Annotated in this window: 16 protein-coding genes; 3 read left to right on the forward strand and 13 right to left on the reverse strand. The window is 50.5% G+C overall.

Features of this window, described 5'->3' with window-relative positions; genetic code table 11:
* Positions 1-28: 28 nt before the first annotated feature.
* From CFERDRAFT_RS02825 to CFERDRAFT_RS02870, 8 genes are all read right to left on the reverse strand, one after another.
* Positions 29-853 carry a fimbrial biogenesis chaperone gene (locus CFERDRAFT_RS02825; protein WP_006365694.1) on the reverse strand — a complete coding sequence of 275 codons (825 nt, stop codon included), beginning with the start codon at positions 851-853 and terminating at the stop codon, positions 29-31.
* Positions 850-1,500 (reverse strand): hypothetical protein, encoded by a 651-nt coding sequence (locus tag CFERDRAFT_RS02830; protein ID WP_006365695.1) that lies wholly within the window; start codon positions 1,498-1,500, stop codon positions 850-852. Before CFERDRAFT_RS02830 ends, CFERDRAFT_RS02825 begins: the two co-directional genes overlap by 4 nt.
* A gap of 27 nt (positions 1,501-1,527) precedes the next feature.
* Entirely contained in the window at positions 1,528-2,196 is a 669-nt protein-coding gene (locus tag CFERDRAFT_RS02835) for a hypothetical protein (RefSeq protein WP_006365696.1), read from the reverse strand.
* A gap of 989 nt (positions 2,197-3,185) precedes the next feature.
* Positions 3,186-3,983 carry a cytochrome c biogenesis protein gene (locus CFERDRAFT_RS02850; RefSeq protein ID WP_006365697.1) on the reverse strand — a complete coding sequence of 266 codons (798 nt, stop codon included), beginning with the start codon at positions 3,981-3,983 and terminating at the stop codon, positions 3,186-3,188.
* The gene (locus CFERDRAFT_RS02855) at positions 3,983-5,218 is read right to left on the reverse strand and encodes a cytochrome c biogenesis protein ResB (RefSeq protein WP_006365698.1); all 1,236 of its coding nucleotides are present in this window, start codon (positions 5,216-5,218) and stop codon (positions 3,983-3,985) included. The genes CFERDRAFT_RS02850 and CFERDRAFT_RS02855 overlap by 1 nt, the downstream gene beginning before the upstream one ends.
* A gap of 309 nt (positions 5,219-5,527) precedes the next feature.
* Complete coding sequence (locus CFERDRAFT_RS02860; protein WP_006365699.1) at positions 5,528-6,166, reverse strand: alpha/beta hydrolase; 639 nt, start codon at positions 6,164-6,166, stop codon at positions 5,528-5,530.
* A gap of 75 nt (positions 6,167-6,241) precedes the next feature.
* Positions 6,242-9,544 carry a maltose alpha-D-glucosyltransferase gene (treS, locus tag CFERDRAFT_RS02865; protein WP_006365700.1) on the reverse strand — a complete coding sequence of 1,101 codons (3,303 nt, stop codon included), beginning with the start codon at positions 9,542-9,544 and terminating at the stop codon, positions 6,242-6,244.
* 62 nt (positions 9,545-9,606) lie between these two features.
* A complete protein-coding gene (locus CFERDRAFT_RS02870; protein ID WP_006365701.1) occupies positions 9,607-11,619 on the reverse strand; it encodes an alpha-1,4-glucan--maltose-1-phosphate maltosyltransferase in 2,013 nt (670 codons plus the stop codon).
* Between the two features lie 384 nt (positions 11,620-12,003).
* Between CFERDRAFT_RS02870 and prfB the strand changes: the two genes are divergently transcribed.
* From prfB to CFERDRAFT_RS02885, 3 genes are all read left to right on the forward strand, one after another.
* A protein-coding gene (prfB, locus tag CFERDRAFT_RS02875; protein ID WP_198002385.1) for a peptide chain release factor 2 occupies positions 12,004-13,099 on the forward strand; the annotation gives its coding sequence in 2 pieces (ribosomal slippage) (positions 12,004-12,072 and positions 12,074-13,099; 1,095 coding nt in all).
* Positions 13,100-13,133: 34 nt separating this feature from the next.
* Positions 13,134-13,976, forward strand: a complete 843-nt coding sequence (locus tag CFERDRAFT_RS02880) for a metallophosphoesterase (RefSeq protein ID WP_006365703.1) — start codon at positions 13,134-13,136, stop codon at positions 13,974-13,976.
* A gap of 23 nt (positions 13,977-13,999) precedes the next feature.
* The gene (locus tag CFERDRAFT_RS02885; protein ID WP_006365704.1) at positions 14,000-14,845 is read left to right on the forward strand and encodes a M23 family metallopeptidase; all 846 of its coding nucleotides are present in this window, start codon (positions 14,000-14,002) and stop codon (positions 14,843-14,845) included.
* A 32-nt stretch (positions 14,846-14,877) separates the two neighbouring features.
* Here CFERDRAFT_RS02885 and CFERDRAFT_RS02890 read toward each other — a convergent pair whose 3' ends face one another.
* The 5 genes from CFERDRAFT_RS02890 to CFERDRAFT_RS02910 all read right to left on the reverse strand — a co-directional run bounded on the left by CFERDRAFT_RS02890 (position 14,878) and on the right by CFERDRAFT_RS02910 (position 18,098).
* Positions 14,878-15,702, reverse strand: coding sequence for an FkbM family methyltransferase (locus CFERDRAFT_RS02890; RefSeq protein ID WP_040432984.1), 825 nt, complete (start codon positions 15,700-15,702; stop codon positions 14,878-14,880).
* Positions 15,703-15,792: 90 nt separating this feature from the next.
* Positions 15,793-16,080: a hypothetical protein gene (locus CFERDRAFT_RS02895; protein WP_006365790.1), complete on the reverse strand. Its 288-nt coding sequence runs from the start codon at positions 16,078-16,080 to the stop codon at positions 15,793-15,795.
* Positions 16,081-16,105: 25 nt separating this feature from the next.
* Positions 16,106-16,789, reverse strand: coding sequence for a YkgJ family cysteine cluster protein (locus CFERDRAFT_RS02900; RefSeq protein WP_006365706.1), 684 nt, complete (start codon positions 16,787-16,789; stop codon positions 16,106-16,108).
* Positions 16,790-17,122: 333 nt separating this feature from the next.
* Positions 17,123-17,581, reverse strand: coding sequence for a DUF7689 domain-containing protein (locus CFERDRAFT_RS02905; RefSeq protein ID WP_040432987.1), 459 nt, complete (start codon positions 17,579-17,581; stop codon positions 17,123-17,125).
* The gene (locus tag CFERDRAFT_RS02910) at positions 17,562-18,098 is read right to left on the reverse strand and encodes a hypothetical protein (RefSeq protein ID WP_156777979.1); all 537 of its coding nucleotides are present in this window, start codon (positions 18,096-18,098) and stop codon (positions 17,562-17,564) included. The genes CFERDRAFT_RS02905 and CFERDRAFT_RS02910 overlap by 20 nt, the downstream gene beginning before the upstream one ends.
* Positions 18,099-18,104: the final 6 nt, after the last annotated feature.

The following is an 18,104-nucleotide window of genomic DNA, read 5'->3' on the forward strand; positions in this document are numbered from 1 at the left end:
CTGAGGACTCTTTGACGTACAGGCTGAACTACTGTAAAATCTTTTCAATCTTTTTACCATCAATCGTGCCGCTTACCGTTATGATGTAACCGGTATTCTTGTCAGGAGGATCAAATTTTGTGGTAATGGTACGCCTCTGGCCGGCAAGTACCGGGGTGTTGTTCATACTGCCGGAACCAAGAAACCACTCCGGCCTCTTTTTATCACGAGGCCAGTTCGTATAGCTTCCTATGGATTTAAATCCGGGGAACCCGTCTTTTTTCCACAGGGCATACTCCCCTTTCAGACGGGTGTGGACATTGCCGCTGTTCTGAATATCCACTTTCAGAGTGCCTGAAGCCCGGTCAAGCGACACGCCCTGCAATGATGCAGCGCGCTGAATCTTCTCCGCATAGCCGTAGACTCCTACTCCGAGCTTGAAGAGTATCTCCACTCCTCCGGGGTTTGTGGGCGAAAGCTGTTCAGCAAAATAGATAACCGCGCGATGCTCACCCGGATTTGGAAGCGTACGGGGACGAATGGAGAATCTGATAACCTGTTCATTACCCGGATCGATGGTAAAACTCACGGGATTGATAATCATCCACTGGTCCAGCGACTGGGAATCAGGCGGGAGTATCTTCAGTTTATTCTGTTCATCAAGCGTCCAGTTGTAAACCTCAACCTTGAGGGTTACCGGATTTTTTTTAAGATTCTTGATCCGTATGGACTCATTGACCGGCTTTGAGCCTATGTTGAGCTCAAACATGGCTGGAGAGACCGCAACCTGCCCCGGCGGATCCTCGGCAAAGAGAGTCCCCCATTGAAAAACTGAAAGCAGCAGCAGAAGAGTGAGCGTTACAATGCGTTTCATTGAAAGTTCACCGCGGTTATGTTGGCTTTAACTGTCCCGGAATAGGTGCCGGAATTTTTTATACTTCCAAAGTTAAAGGAAATATTGACAGAATCCGTCAATGTCCACCGATTACTTGAACGTTTTGTTGCTGTCACACCATTGGGAATCACCGTTACCGCAATGGTTGAGGAGGGATCAAGAGAGTTCGAAAACACTCCCGGCTGGCCATTTGCCCCCGTTACCGTGTAGGTAACGCTCACACTGGGCACCGTGGTATTGTTGAGTCGAAACGCCCACGTCCAGAGGGGATTAATGGTTCGAGTCTGGGGTTGCTGCGAAGCATAGGTGTTGCCGGCAGAGAGTGTCGATTCAGCCGCCGGGTTTATCCAGTCGAGCTGAACCTGTGCCGTGGCATAGGCGGTGGTATTGCCAAGTCCAAGCTCTGTCGCGGGTTTTATATTTGACAGAACAATCGGCGCCGATGTCATGGTAAAAACCGAAGTGCCGGAAACTATGCTGGCCGGGGCGGCAACTGCCGGGGTGGCAAGAACACTCTCCACCAGGAGAGGCATGATGATCAATGCCAGGGTTTTCAGCAGATGAAGAACTGCAATGCGCTCTTTTTTAAACCCCGGCGTTTCGTTTTTCTGCACTTTTGTAAGCATAACTGAACAGGGTTTACGACCTGACCGTTAAATGGTTTGTGCTGTAATCGTGAACGATCCTACATGGTCACCGGATTCCGTTGTATCCATAAAATTAAGATTCATCCGTACATCACCAACACTCGAAGTCTGGCCGGTAACTCCACGCAACTTCATGGTGATGGTGCTGCCTGAAACCGCTCCGCTCACACCATTGGTTGAAGAGAGTGTGTAGCCGGTAACACCGATTTTTGAGGTTGAGCCTGTTCTTGTTGCAGAAAAATCCGTTCCGGTAATCGAGACCGTCGCCGTTCCGCTTTTGGAGAGACCGGCAATTGCCCATGCGTTCTTCAGCGTGACATTAACCGATAACGGGCCAACCTCTGTTGCTGATGCGGCAAGTATCTGCGAGGTATCGCCGAGTGTTGTCCAGGTTGCCGATAACACTGACCCTGACTGAGACACGCCTGACGATGTAGCCGAGAGATTCAGGGCAACTGCGCTGTAGTAATGCAGAACCAGATACTCGGGCATCCCGACCGTAACGGTGGATCTTCCCGATCTGGAAATTGAATCCGAATGGTGGTCATCATCGGCTCGTGCTGACGAAGGCACTCCCCACACTCCGAAAAGTGCTGCTATGAGAGCCGTAATCCTGATTGCTTTAAGCTGTTTCATGATATCTATTCCTCTTCCCTTGTTTACAATATAGTCCATGATTCATGTTTATTCAGGGCTTTGCCCTTTTACTCATAATCATCAACTATCGGGCCAAAGAGATCAGAATTACTGTTTTCTCAACTCTTTTTTCAAAGAACAACAGAATAAAAGCCTACAATAAAAGGGTTTATGTTCATATCACGAATCCCGAATATTTTCTTGCCGTAGAAACGACAACAGAGCGCATGAGACAGTTCAGCGGTGACAATCCGTCTCATTTTCATGAAATCGTATCGTTTTATAAGACATATACTGAGTATAGATACATAAAATTTTCCGGTTTTATGGCCACTTTTTCCCCGAAAATCGTGATAATAATAGAGTGAAAACCGCTTTGCAAGCCAAAAACCTCCATCTATTACGAGACCCATTACGAGATGAAATATAACGCAATCCCGGCGCAGGCAATAGTTATGAAGTGTCTCAAAATGTGCTGTATCGGCAATCAAACGGCATGGGGAGTTATCCGAGAGGGCTGAAAAGTAATAGCGGGTGACTAAAGGAAAGCAGGAAAAGTTGCCAGTCTCCCGGACGGGGTAGCGGAGGAGTCCTGTACTGCGGGAAGAGGAGCGGTCATGTCAGGCGTTGCTTTAACTGACGCCATTCGCTGCTTTTTAAAATACTGAATCGCAGATTCCGAAATAGAGATCGTAACTTTTGTGCTTACTGCAACCTGTTGTTCGGCAAGCGCATTGCTGAACAGGGAGATGAAAAACAGGATAACAATCCCGCATTTTAGGGTAAACAGCATCGCGTTCTGATTTAGAGCAAACAAAGATCGCCTCTACGGGATTTTCTTCAGCAGTAGAAAATCATCAAAGCCGTACTCCTACGCAAAAACTATAATACACAATATCTATCAGCTTAAAAAAACCAAGGCAAACAAAGGGATAAAAAAAAGTGCTGATAGTGGCCGGTAAAAGCTTTGCCCAGCTCTTACCGGCACCGCGTTCTCTGAACACTAACAGTATTGGTAATCTACCTGATCAGCTTTGCGTATAGGTATGAACGCTGTTCTGTGCCGAAGGCAGATAGTTTACACCGAACCAGCAGACCAGAAGCACAATAAAAGAGAGTGCAAGGTACCACTGGAGTTTTCCTCGGTCAATCTTGTATCGGAATGCATGAAGATAACCCAGATAGGCGAGCCAGGAGAGAAACGCCCATGTCTCTTTCGGATCCCATGTCCAGTAGTGGCCCCATGCCTCCTTGGCCCAGAGCGCACCGAAAATGAGGCCGAAGGTCAGTAGCACAAAGCCGAGCAGAGCCAGATAGTGCGCAGCCGTTTCGCCGGCATCATTTTTTTTGGAGCGCAACTGAAGCGAGACATTGTGCAGTGCGGCCACCGAAGATGCGGCAAGCAGCACATAGCCGACAAGATAGACCACAACATGGGGAATAAACCAGGGGCTCTGGAGCGCCGGCATGAGTGTCTTGTCAAACACTTCGGGATGAAGCAGATTAATGACCAGAAAAAATCCCGCAAGCGCCATACAGTAGTACTTCAGCCAGGAAATTTTCCAGCGGTACTCAACCAGAAATCCTGCAAGAGGAATCAGGGCTGCATACCAGAGCCTGGTTTCACCAAGAGTTCTGAGGGGAGGGCGACCGAGAAAACTCCAGTAGATGGCAATGTATGCCACCATGACCATCGTCCCCCCGAATGCGATCAGAAAAGCCGGAAGCTTCAGGGCTGCGCTTTTGCGCGACAAGAGATCAAGCAGTGAACCGATTGTCCAGCAGACCATGGCCAGAATGGCCGCAGTATTAAAATCAATTACCATTATGCAACCTCTGAATGTTTAATGCCATTCCAGAAAAACAGAATATTTCCCGCCATGATCATAAATAAACCAAGATAAACCGCCGGAAGCCATGGATCACGGATGACTTCGATCAGACTGAGCTGGGACCACTTGCCCATTTTCTCATCATAGCCCATCTGATAGAGCTTCCAGCCACTAAACGATAACGGCTGGTTAACTCCGAGCGTTGCGGTTTTCTGCTCACCGTTTTCGCCCTGAATGGATACCGCAGAGTTGAAGGACTTCGGCGATCCGGGAACCATAATGAGCAGAATCCCGCCAAGATCAGCGGCCTCAGGCTTCAGCATCGGACTGCCGGTACTGATCCATGCCTCAAAAGGAGCCCCGCCGGAGCTGATCCTGACCTTGGCAAACGGCATGCCCGCCTTTCGGTCAGCAGCCTGAGGTTCGCCGTCACTGCCGCGAAGTGCATAGGACAGATAATCGACAACCTCAACCTCCACACCCTTCCATGATGCCGTTACACCCTTGCGAACCTGAATAATTGCCTGTGAGCGCTCAACGAGAAGTTTGTCGTTTTGCGGATCATAGAGCAGAAGCTGGGGAGGATACTCTTCAAGGGAGAAGTTCTGAAGAAAAATGGAAAAAGGTAGCTGCTGCGGGGTATCACTGTTCATGGAATAACCGAGGTTATTGGCCTTTCCTATCTCAATCGGTACAACAAAGCGCTGAAGATCGGTGCTGCCGAAAATACCGCAGGAGAGTGCCAGCCAGAAACCGGCATGAAAAAGAATAAACTGAAGATTCTTCATACTGAACGGAAAGAGCTTCCAGGAGAGACCGAGGCCGAGATTGGCAAGAAAAAAGAGCACCGTCAGAAAAAAAGGCCAGCTTGAAAAAATCTGGTTTATCCGCAGCATGGCTGAGAGTGAACCGGCAACAGCATCTCCCTGAGGCACAATACCTCCGATCAGGGAGAGCACGGCAATTGCAAAAATAAGAGCAAGCCCGAGGGGGATACCGCCCAGCCACTGGACAACAGCGCTGTTCCTGAACGCCAGGCCTGCACCGAGTACCATAAGAGCGAAAATCACAAGGGCTATGGCGTTAACCGGCAGATGGAGCAGAGGAATACCTCCCCCTGCGCCCAGATACTCAACAAAAAAACCCGCAACAATGACCATTGCGGTAACAAGAAATGCCTCCCTGAACTCCCAGGGGGCCTGAAACCAGCGACGCCGGACAACAACCATAAGGATACAGCTCTAGATCTTTTTAGGTAACTATCTTTTTTTTCTCAACACAGGAGGCAAAGAGTAAAAATATGCACGAATAAACCGGAACAACTCAACATATATCCAGACGCAACGCTGAAACCGTTCAGTGCAGCCGAGCTCTTTACCCCTCTCTTATCCGCCGTTACATGATCATTCAAGGGCAGGATGCAACCGGTTCCTTGCGGGAGTGTGGTGAATGCTGATTGATCGTACGCTAATATAGTATTGAAAACAGATGAGTTCAACAGTTCTCAGAATGGGTAACTGTTTTTTTCCCTCCGGCGTTCACTCCGCTGAAAGAAACTCCGATACCTCGGAAAAATACTCCCCCTCTGCTTTGTGGCCTCCGCTGAACAGCATTGCCGAAAAAGGGATCGAAGCATGCTGAAGTCTTGCCTTATCATGCTCAAACTGCTCCTGTGAGTAGATCCTGTCGCGGTTTCCTCTCGCCAGATGCACCCGCATCGTGCAGCCATGAAGGTCAAGCTCCGGGGGGATGTCGCCACCGAGCAGCATGAGAGCTGATGCCCGGTGCCTGCCAAGCAGCGCCGCACGCCAGGCCATGCCGACCCCCTGGGAAAAGCCGAGAAAAACGAGCCGGTTCTGCACAGCAATTTGCTCTTTTATACGGTCGATAACCCCGTCAACATAGCGAACATTCTCGGCAATACGCTCTTCACGGTTTCTGGCGGTCATCCAGCTTGCTCCCGCACTCCCGTCGGGAAGATAAAAGGAGTGAAGGGCTTCAACTGCGCAGCAGAGCCATCCGGAGGAACCGGGAATGGATGAGAGCAGGGCAAGTGCATTTTCAGCCCGTTCTCCGTAGCCGTGAAACCCCACAAGAAGTGGAACCGGGCCTGAGGCTGAGGGCGTTTGGAGAAGATATCTTGCGCTGATTGTTGTCTGAAAGGAGTACTCCTGCATAGCGCGCACCTGAAAAAAAAGTGAAACAGCCGGGAGAGCCGTTATGGCTCTCTCCCGGCCTTCATCGCAACGGGGTTAGAGCTCCAGAAGTTTCAAAATACCCTTGAGCGGGATAGCTGCCCATTCAGGGCGGTTGTTCAGCTCATAATTCAGCTCATAAACCGCCTTGTTCATCAGATAGGCTCGCATAAGATGCTCACGCTGTTTAGGCTCCTGCGGGACAATTTCGCTTCCTCTGGTTTTTTCGAAATAGGTGTCAATAAAGTGCTGCCCGACATAGAAACTCCAGCGGTCGGCCCAGGGCTCAAGAGCCTGACGGTCTTCGGAACGGATAGCCGACTGACTCTCCATCAGCACATTGCTTGCGGCATAATCGAAAGAGCGAAGCATGCCTGAAATATCGCGGAAAACCGAACGCTTGATTTTACGCTCAGAGACCGGACGGGCAGGCTCCCCTTCAAAGTCGATGATAACAAAGTCCTTGCCGGTAAAGAGCACCTGGCCGAGATGGTAGTCACCATGAATCCTGATTTTCAGGGTATCAATCTTCTCCAGGCGGACAGGATCAAACTGTCGGATAATCTCGTCCTGCTTCTGTACATAGAGTGCCGCCAGCTCCTGCTGTGGCTGAGGCAGGCGGTGTATAATCTCACGGATCAGAATCACGGAGCGTTTTACCTGCTCGCACATAGCCTGATAAATGGAACGCTGGTAGAGTGTGGTAAAGGCTTCGGGAGCAAATGCCGGATCACTCTCAAGCGATGCCAGTGAGAGGTGCATCTCTGCTGTCCGTTCAGCAAGCTTTTCAATCATGCGGAGATATGCCTCTCCAATCAGCTCGTGCATAAGCGGCGGAATCTTCACCGGTTCACCGCTCAGAGCCGGCAGTGGCGGCAGAGCAACACCGGAACTTCTTTTGGCAAGAACATCGTCATAATAGCGGTGGAGATGGGCGAGCGACAACTGCCATGCATCCCCTTCATTCTGGACAAAGCACTGCAGAATGCCCAGTGAGTAGCGGCGGCTGCGGCTCTGCTCATAGTTCAGCGAACCGAGATACTGAGGAAGGTTGGCAAAGGCTGTCCTGTCGCTGAGCGCACTGCACATTTCAACTTCCGGTGAGACCCCGTTTTCAATGCGGCGATAGAGTTTGAAGGAGAGCTCATTATGAAACCTGATCGAGGTGTTCGTCTGCTCGACACCCATCAGTGTCGGCTCCGGCTCCTGACCGGATATTTTATCGAAAAAGAGATCCGCTTTTACCGCTTTTGTTCCTGATACCCGGCCTGACTTTCCGGTCCAGCCCTCCCTGCCGGTCACCAGATGGAAAAGGCAGTTGAGGAAGCGGTTATCGAAAGTGGCATCACACAGGTAGCCCTCGGCATCACCGACCACAACTCGTGCAATAACCCTTCTGTGGAAGTTGTCGTCAGATTGATTGAGCGCAGAGAGCGGAGTAAAACAGACCGGAAGCTGATAGAGATCGTTCTCACCGCTGGAGTAGCGGACTTCTGTCATGAGCAGTTTGGCCTGCGCCATCCCTTCCACCGGAATGGTATCGACAATGCTGATGCGCATGACGTTGCGAGCCTTCCCTCCAAACCAGCGGCTCGCATTATAGAATTGCGGCAGCAGCTCGGTTTCAAGGAGTTCGCGGCTCTTTCCCGAAAAGAGAACCGGCCAGCGCGAAACGGAAGCAAAGGGTTTTTCAAGGAAAGGCCGCCCTGCAACTTTTTCGGTATCCTCAACAAGCTTCAGCCAGAAGTAGCCATAGGAGCCGAGTGCCACCATGTAAGGCGTCTTGCGGATTTTCGGAAAGCGGTTCAGGCTGAACACCTCTTCGGGAATGTAGCCCTCAAACCGGGAGAGGTCTATCATGACCGCCTGGGCGTTGCGCGAAAGGTTGATGACCGAAAGCATGGTCTCATCCTCAAAACGGCGGATAAAGATCAATACCTTGGGGTTGTTGACCTGCAGAAACTCGATGGTACCGCGGCTGAGCGACTTGTAGCGGCGGGCAGTGGCAATAGCGTGACGCATCCACCAGAGCAGGGAGTTGACATTGCTCTCCTGCACTTCAACGTTTACCGCTTCGTAATGGTATTCCGGATCAATAATGACCGGCAGGAGAAGCTGCTGGGGATTGGCTCGCGAGAATCCTGCATTCCGGTCGGAGTTCCACTGCATGGGGGTTCGTACACCGTCACGGTCGCCAAGATAGAAGTTGTCGCCCATACCGATTTCATCACCGTAGTAGAGCACAGGAGTACCGGGAAGAGAGAGGAGCATGATGTTCATCAGCTCGATCTTGCGGCGGTCGTTGGTCATCAGCGGGGCAAGACGGCGGCGGATGCCGAGATTGATGCGCGCCTTGGGATCATTGGCATAGACGCGGCGCATGTAGTCGCGCTCCTCGTCGGTCACCATCTCAAGGGTCAGTTCGTCATGGTTACGGAGGAAAGACGCCCACTGGCAGTTTTCCGGAATTTCCGGTGTCTGGTCGAGAATATCGATGATCGGGAAGCGATCCTCCGTAGCCAGAGACATATACATTCTCGGCATCAGGGGGAAGTGGAAGTTCATGTGACAGAGATCACCCTCGCCCAGATAGGCGGCGGAGTCCTCCGGCCACTGATTGGCTTCGGCAAGCAGCATGCGGTTCGGGTAGTGCTCATCAACATAGGCGCGAAGCTTGCGCAGGTAGTCGTAGGTGCGCGGAAGGTTTTCACAGTTGCTCCCCTCCTCTTCATAAAGATAGGGCACGGCATCGAGACGGAGTCCGTCAACACCCATACCGAGCCAGAAATCAAGCACATCATAGAGCGCCTGATGCACTGCGGGGTTCTCAAAGTTCAGGTCCGGCTGATGGTGGAAGAAGCGGTGCCAGAAATACTGGCCGGCAACAGGATCCCAGGTCCAGTTGGAAGCCTCGAAATCCTGAAAGATAATGCGGGTCCCGGAATACTTGTTCGGATCATCGCTCCAGACATAGTAATCTCTCTCCGGAGAGCCTGCCGGTGCTTTTCTTGCACGCTGGAACCACGCATGCTGATCGGAGGTGTGGTTCACCACCAGCTCGGTAATAACCTTCAGACCGCGGCTGTGCGCTTCATCAAGAAACTCCCTGAAATCCTCCATCGTACCGTAGTCGGGATTGACCGACATGTAATCAGCAATATCGTAGCCATCATCGCGAAGCGGAGAGGGGTAAAACGGAAGCAGCCAGATGGCGGTTACGCCAAGGCTTTCCAGATAACCGAGCTTCTGTCGCAATCCCTGAAAATCTCCAATGCCGTCATTGTTGCTGTCAAAAAAGGTTTTGACATGTGCCTCGTAAATAATTGCGTCCTTGTACCAAAGGAATTCGGGTTGATACATGATGATGGTGTGCTATACAGTGATAATTGATAAAAAAATGTTCTGCTCTAAAAAATACGGAATCAGCCGAGCGTTAACCTGAAAATATGCGCCGGCATGTTCCCGGGGTTCACCTCCACATAGTTCCACTCACCATTCCAGTCGTAGCTCATGCCGCTCAAGAGATCTTCGACCCTGAACGGGTGATCGTGCGAGAGCGCAAAGCGCTCAAGCGGAAAGCGCAGCCATCCGCCTCGGGTATTTGAGTGATCGAGATTGACCACAACAAGAATGATATTGCTGTTGTCTTCCGTCCGTTTGACATAACCCATGAGATAGTCATCCTCGCGCCCTGCCGAAGCCTCTATCTGCACAAAGGTAATATCAGCGGTCTGCTGCAGGGCTGCATTATCCTTCCGGATCCTGTTGACCCTGGTGATCTCCGCCCGGATATTGCCCGGACGGTCAAGATCCCACTGTTTGATCTCATACTTTTCCGAATCGAGATAATCCTCCTTGCCCTCGGCAACAGGCAGATACTCGCAAAGCTCATAGGCCGGCCCGTACATCCCGTAGTTGGAGGAGAGGGTTGCGGCAAGCACCATCCGGATAATAAATTTTATGCGATCTCCGCTCTGCAGCTCATCGGGCAGAATATCGGGCGTGTTCGGCCAGAAGTTCGGGCGCATGAAATGCTCCAGCCCGGAGGTTGTCAGCTCATTGAGATAACCCTGAAGATCATGCTTGGTATTGCGCCAGGTAAAGTAGCTGTAGGACTGGCTGTATCCGGCTTTGGCAAGACGGGCCATCAGTTTCGGTCGGGTGAATGCCTCGGCAAGAAATACCGTATCGGGATGCTCCTCCCTGATTGAGGCGATAGCCCACTCCCAGAACAGAAAAGCCTTGGTATGGGGATTATCGACACGGAAGATCTTTACACCCCGCTCTATCCAGAAGAGAAAGATGCTTTTCAGCTCAACCCAGAGGTTCTGCCAGTCAGCACTCTCAAAATCGATGGGGAGAATATCCTCATACTTTTTTGGGGGATTTTCGGCAAACTGCACCGTTCCGTCAGGACGCCAGCGGAACCAGGTCGGGTGCTCCTTCACCCATGGGTGATCGGGCGAGCACTGAAAGGCAATATCGAGAGCCACGGAAATACCGTGCGTTTCCGCTTCAGCTACAAACTCCGTAAACTCCTCAAGGGTGCCGAGCTCCGGATGAACAGCCTTGTGACCACCATCACTGTTGCCGATTGCCCAGCAGCTTCCCGGCTCTCCGGGAGCGGCAACAAGGGCATTGTTCCTGCCTTTGCGCTTGGCGTAGCCAATCGGATGAATCGGGGGGAGATAGAGTACATCAAACCCCATTCCGGCTATCATCGGCAGCATCCGGCTGCACTCCCTGAAGGTACCGTGCCGGCCCGGCTCTGAAGCCCATGATCGGGGGAAGAGTTCGTACCATGAGCTGAATCCTGCTTTTTTCTGCTCAACAGTGAGAAGGAGTACTTTTTCGTAAAGCGTAGCACAGCTCTTGTCGGGAGCGCGCGCCATAAGCTCTGCAAGCCGGGTGTCAAGCACCGCCTTGACGGACTCTGCGGGTTCACCGGAGCGAACGGCAGCTGCATAGCGCTTGAGCTCTTCTGCATCGGCAGCGGTCGATCTGGCGACCCCTGCATCAATCAGGAGTGCGCCGATCCGGAGGTCGAGAGATACCTCCTGATTGGCCTCTGTTTTTTTAATCAATCCTTTTTGCCACGTAAGGAAATGGTCAACCCACGCCTCAATGGTATACTCATAACTGCCGGGGCTGCCGACGTCAAGGCTCCCTGACCAGCGGTCATTGCCAATCGGGTGCATCGGTGATCGATGCCAGTCAGAGGTGCCGGATGGCCGCGCACAGAGCTCCGCAGAGATCGTATCGGCTCCATCGACAAAGATATCGGCCTCAACAACAATAAACCCTCCCTCAACAGCTTTTGCCGGGTATTTGCCCCCGTCAAGTTCGGGTGAGAGATTTTCTATGATCACCCTTTGGCGACCGTCAAACTCCAGCTTGACAGCGTTGAGTACAGTCCGGCGGAATGCTTTGCTCATCTTCAGAATTTCTGGTTGGAAACCGGGGGAATCCCGGACATAAAGCAGTTGTTCAGGAAACTTGACCTTCTGAAAAAAAGTACTAAGCGTTCCGATGCTGCCCCCTGTTATTCAACAGAATGGAAAATAGGAAAACTCCCTTACTTTTTTGCGCAGATACTCTGCTAATTTCAAAGAGTATGGTAAATGATCAACCTTGGGGCTGCCTTGATTTCTCAAAAAAAATGTTGTTCCTTTAGGGTAGCCGCAGGATCAACGGTCACAAAACCATCTTCATGATCGTTTTACCCCGAAGCTTACGGAACACTTCACAGCAACGGCCGGTAAGGTTTGACCGGTTTTCTGAGGGTGATTTATTATACAATCCAACATTACAGAGCCATCATGTTTGAACCACAAAAAGAACGACTGCAGGAGATACACCGCCGCCTGGAACAGTTACGGGGGTATCTTTGACGTCGATCAGCGCAAAGAGAAAGTAGAGGATCTTGAAAAAATAACCGCTGACCCGGCCTTCTGGAATGACCAGAAAGAGGCCCACAAGATATTGAAGGAGCTGAACGAGCATAAAACCTGGACCGAAGGGTACGAGAAGCTCGCAGCAAAAGAGAAGGTATGCCTCGATGAGCTGGAAATTGCATCCGAGCTTGAGGATGAATCATTCTCCGATGAGCTTTCGACCGCCATTGCTGAAATCGAGCAGGAGATTGCGGCCATTGAGTTTAAAAACATGCTTTCAGGCAAGGATGATGCGGGGAATGCGCTCATCACCATTCATGCCGGAGCCGGAGGCACCGAGGCCCAGGACTGGGCGGAAATGCTCTATCGGATGTATATGCGGTGGGCGGAACGCAAAGGGTTTAAAATCTATACCGACGACTATCAGGAGGGTGACGGAGCGGGCATCAAAACGGCTACGCTTGAAATCCAGGGCGCCTATGCCTACGGCTACCTGAAAGCCGAAAACGGTGTGCACCGGCTGGTTCGGGTTTCGCCCTACGACTCCAACGCCCGGCGGCACACCTCCTTTGCCAGTGTCTACACCTATCCTGAAGCACCTCCTGATGTTGAGATCGAGGTCCGCAAGGAGGATCTGGAGCTCTCGACCTTCCGCAGCGGCGGCAAGGGCGGCCAGAACGTCAACAAGGTTGAGACCGCTGTTCGCATCAAGCATCTTCCGACCGGAATTGTGGTCGGGTGCCAGGAGGAGCGTTCACAGTTCCAGAACAGGGAGCGCGCCATGAAAATGCTTATGGCACAGCTCTATCAGCGGCAGCGGGAGGAAGAGGATGCCAAAAAGCGGGAGATAGAGGGTAAAAAGAAAAAAATCGAGTGGGGAAGCCAGATCCGCAGCTATGTTCTTGACGACCGGCGCATCAAGGATCACCGCACCAACTACGAGCGCTTTGACGTTGAAACCGTGCTTGATGGTGATCTTGATGAGTTTATGGAGCACTACCTCTCTGAATTCAGCGACTGATGAGCATCGACAGTAATGCAAAAAGGAGGCTCTGATGCCCTCCTCCGGGAGTGAGCCGCTTGTCCGGTTTGGAGTTGTAACCGACATACACTACGCTGCCGGGAGCAATGCCGGAGAGGCCGAAGGGCTTCGAAAGTGGATCGAGAGCAGCAGAAATAATAATGTTGATTTTCTGCTGCAGCTCGGCGATAGCATAAGGGGAAGTGAAGAGCACTGTGAGGATGAGCTAAGTCAGGTTCTGGCCATCATGCAGGAGTTTCCGGGCACCATCCGCCATGTTATCGGCAACCACTGCCTTGCCATAGCCGAAAACAGGCTGCTCGCAGCACTCGGAATGAGCAGACCATACTACTCATTTACGGCAAAAGGGTTCCGGTTTATCGTGCTTCATGGCATGGAGGTTTCGGTCCTCAACACCCCTGAAACTCCGGAAGACCGGGAGAGTCTCGATTTTTACCGTGACCGCCTTGACGTTGACCCCTGGTTACACGACTACTGCGGCGCTATCGGCTTCCGGCAGAAAGCGTGGCTGAAAAACGAGCTTGCTACCGCTGAACTGGCCGGTGAGCAGGCCATCGCCCTCTGCCACTTTCCGCTCTTTCGGGAAACAACCGACAAGAAGCACGGACTCCTCTGGAACTACAGCGAAATTGCCGCTTTGCTTGCCGCCTCGCCCGCTATTAAAGCCTGCATCAGCGGACACTATCATTACGGTGGTTACCTGCAGAAGAACGGCAAACACTTTATTGTGCTTCCCGCCTTTGTAAACCGGAAGGAGCATCCCGAATTCAGCTTTGGTACCGTGGAGCTCTACCGCGAAAGGATGGTGATCTTTAATCAGCAAGGAAGAGCACGTTACGACCTTACCCTGCTCTAAACGCCGAGCTGAACCCGCATACCATGATGAAGCTTTTCACTCTCCTCATTCTCTTCGCAACCGTCACCATTCCTTCAACAGGAAACGGTGAAGAGCCATTTCAACTGGGTGTTGCGCAAAGCGAAAGAGCTCAGGGCCAGTTTTTTGTCGTCAAGGTAACAGGATCTCACACCGAACCTGAACTCCGCTTTATGGATCGCAGCTTCCGGATGTTCCACCAGCCGAACGGCTCCTGGAGAGCACTCCTTCCGGTCGAAAACCTCGCCCAGCCGGGCAGCTGGAAGCTTCTGGTGCGTCAGGGGGTGTATGAAAAGAGCCTGACGCTAAGGGTAATACCGAATAACCGACCGCTCCAGCAGATCACGCTTGACACCACAAAACGAGCACTCAAGGCAACGGAAACTGAATTAACAAAAGTCAAGGCTGCGCTGCATACCGAAACACCCGAACAGCTCTTTGCCGGAAGGTTCATGCGCCCCGCAGCAGGAGAGACAAGCAGCCTTTTCGGACTTAAACGCTCCTACAACGGCGGACCGGTCGAGAGCTACCACAAGGGTATTGATATTTCAGCACCAAAGGGAACACCGGTAATAAGCACCGCAAAAGGAAGAGTCGTGCTCACCGGACGGGTCGAAGAGGGATTTCAGGTGCACGGCAACACGGTCATCATCGACCATGGCCAGGGAGTTACCTCCATCTACATGCACCTCTCCGCCATTACCGTTTCCGAAGGGGAGCTTGTCGAAGCCGGAACCGTTATCGGCAAAGTCGGCCACACCGGCATCTCAACCGCACCGCACCTGCACTGGGGCACCTACCTCTACGGCACCAGCGTTGACCCGGAGCTTTTTGAAGGAAAATCCCTGTAGGCAACTTTACTGCACAAAATCAGGAGAGTTTGTCAATTACGGGAAAAAGGATGTTCGGCCGCATTGCTTATCGGCAAATCAGTTATCTGAATCCTTTGATTCCCGGGATGCATACAAAGCATGTTAACAGCAACCTGATCCGGATAGAGGTTCTCCTGTAACCCGAAATGATTGTCAGCATTGAAATAAGCCGCAATATGCCACCAGCATTGATAACCAAATGACCAGAGCAGTTCGACAAGATGCTGTGACTTTTCCGGGCGATCGTTCTCAACATAGAGAACCGGTTTTGCTGAATTGATCATCTCAGACATCCCTCGTAAAACCCCGGCCTCCATCCCCTCCACATCTATCTTCACAAAATCAGGCTTCGGAAGAAATCCAGAGAGATCATCCCCTCTTCGGCACTCAACACGTTCTCCGCCGCCGGAAGAATCCATCAGACTGATCCCGCCGAAATTCCCGGGACGGTCATAAAAGACCCTGGGCAGGGTTACTATTCCCGGCCTCTCCCCAAGAGCAAACGGAAGCGCACGAGCCCAACCCAGGCAATTGAGGGCAAAATTTGCGGCAAGATTATTGAACACTTCCGGCTGAGGCTCAAAAGCGACAAGGCAGCCGTTGTTGCCCACCATGCCGGCCAGCGGAACGGCAAGTGCTCCGATATTGGCTCCGATTTCCCATACGGTGTCACCCTTCTGTACGATTTTGCTGAATAACTGAACCTCATGCTCACAGTATTCACCATACAACTCCAGCGCACGACCGCAATAAAAGCAGTGGAGGTTATAGACAAACACCCCGTGTTTTCCGCTTACAAGGCGTTGATGTCCGGCCAACTGGGAGATGGTTTTCATAAAACGTAAAATTTTAGCTTCAAGAGGCACCCTGACATTCCTAACGGGAACCGGCTTCACTCCGGTTCCCGCTGCATCAGGGACTCTGACTTATTTTGGTTTTTCCCACTTGATCTGGTTGGATATTTTTCCTGCAGCAGGCGTTTTTTTCTGATTGGATGCTTTGCTCTGCGGCGAGAGTTCAATCTTGACAGACGGTTTGTCACCACCAACAGTCTGAGAGTTGTTTTCACCACTGCGACCATTCTGGATGATCAAACCGTTCGTCTCAACCTTGTCCTCAGCCGCCTGCGATACCTCAGTTGCAACCCCGAGCGAAGCACCAAGAGCGGTTACTGTTGCCGTGAGTGCAATAGCCTTTTTAGTTTTTTTGAGCATGTTCGTCCTCCATTGTTAAGAGTTATCAGAGTGAACCATGTATCCAGAGATGCAAAGCCTGATGATGAATACACATTTTTTCATCCACCGGATCGGGAATCGGGATCTCTCTCTCCCGGCAATACCTTTTGACCGACTTATCCATATCAAGCCATCCGCCACTTGCAAAAAAAGCCTCAGTATCCCGATTGTCACTCTCCGCTGATTCATCACTGTCATCATCGGGAGCACTGATGTCAAGAGCGTTCATCATCGTCCACAGTATGGCGAAATAGCTGTCCGCCGCCCTCATGTAATCCGCGGCGCCCTGATCTTCAAGATAGTCGGCAATAGCACTCCCGGTACCGAACGCTCCCCGGCATTCCGCTTCCGGTTCAAGCTCCGAAAACCACTCCTCACCTTGCTCATTCACATGCCTGCCGAGCGGGTAGAGCCGGCAGACCAGAGGTCGGTCAGCATGAACAGAGCACCCTTCAGGGCCAAGAAAAACACAGATGTTATTATCATCAAATCGCAGGCAGGAGCCGTTCTCAACCGTATAACGGGCAATAAACTCCGTCGTGGAAACTCCCAGATTCCTTGCAAGACGAGCTGTCTCATAAGGATTAACCTGTATTTTTTTCGCCCGGCAGCACTGCCCGCAGCACCTGCATGCAAAGCTGAAAGGGTGCTCACGATCAAGCGATGTCCGGCGTATTGGTATCGTCACGCAACAATCTGACCTGTTTTTATAATATCGGCAATCTCCTCGTAGAGTTTCGGAATTGGATTTTTTGGGCGAGAATCGAAACAGCGGAATTTATTAACAACAACGAGATATTTCTATATTTTCAAGTGAAATGACCAACAAAACCAAAAATACCGGAAGATACGTTTATTTCTATAAGTATTATTTTAACGATTGGAACAATACGTTTACAGCCATTTTCCACATCATTCATTCTATCAAAACAACTAAGAATAATCTGTAATTAGTTTTCACTACACTATTACCTTTGATCATCGCCGGATCAATCCTAATGACTTTGAATAACTTTTGCGATCAGCAAGACTTCCTTTTTAAAACCAAAACGACTTTACCATATTCTATCCCTTCTAAACCTGATAACGTATGCTCAATATCGTGATCCTTGCCTAGCTTACTAGTCCAATAGCCTGTTTTTTCTTGCCTTGCAACGTGAGTGTAATAGACATGGTCTATTGAATAGATGGCAACCTTTTCATAATCACATTCAAATAAGTCATTACGAGCTTCCTCAAAATAACCGAGATCATAAAATATTTTCCTTATAGTTTCAAGCCTATAATTTTTCTGAGCTGTCCTCGGCCAATAAACTATATTCTTGTGCAGAGAAACGTAATCCCAAATTTTATTATTAACACCAGCAGCCCAAGCAAGACAGTTGTATTTATAAGTAGGTGTACTAGTTATCTCATAGTGCGTGTCCTTCAAATTCGGGAATCTTATTTCGATATCGCAACTATTTAACACAGTACCCATACGCATCTCCCCATTCTATCCATATATCAGCCAATTGATCTATATCATCAACCTGGCGTCCTTTCGTCGGATCAGTAGCAGAAATATACTTAAGCGCATCAAACCAATAATTCCGGTTACGCTGTAATCGCTGAAGAATCATAGGTATAACGCCCTTTCCAAGCATCTTTATCTTTACATATGAGGGGTTATTTATTATATCTCTCATTTTCGAAGAATACCTTGTTTCTTCCTCCCATTGATCAGCTAATTCCGCGAATCTTTTTTCCAGCTTATCTTTATCGATCAACATCACAGAAACATTACTCCTAATAATTTTATCAATATTATCCACCCTTAAATTTGAGTCAATTTGCTCTCTAAGAAAAAGATTATCACGACCAACGGTTGCGATTGCCATCCTGCGATGAGCATCTTTAAATTCTTTGTGATATTGAGTAATAAAAACAGTACCCTCCGGAACTATAGGGGTTTTTATTTCAAGACAATACCATGAATTACGCCTTTTAACTGGCATCCTGTC

Origin of the sequence: Chlorobium ferrooxidans DSM 13031 (assembly GCF_000168715.1) — a bacterium.
Taxonomy (GTDB): domain Bacteria; phylum Bacteroidota; class Chlorobiia; order Chlorobiales; family Chlorobiaceae; genus Chlorobium; species Chlorobium ferrooxidans.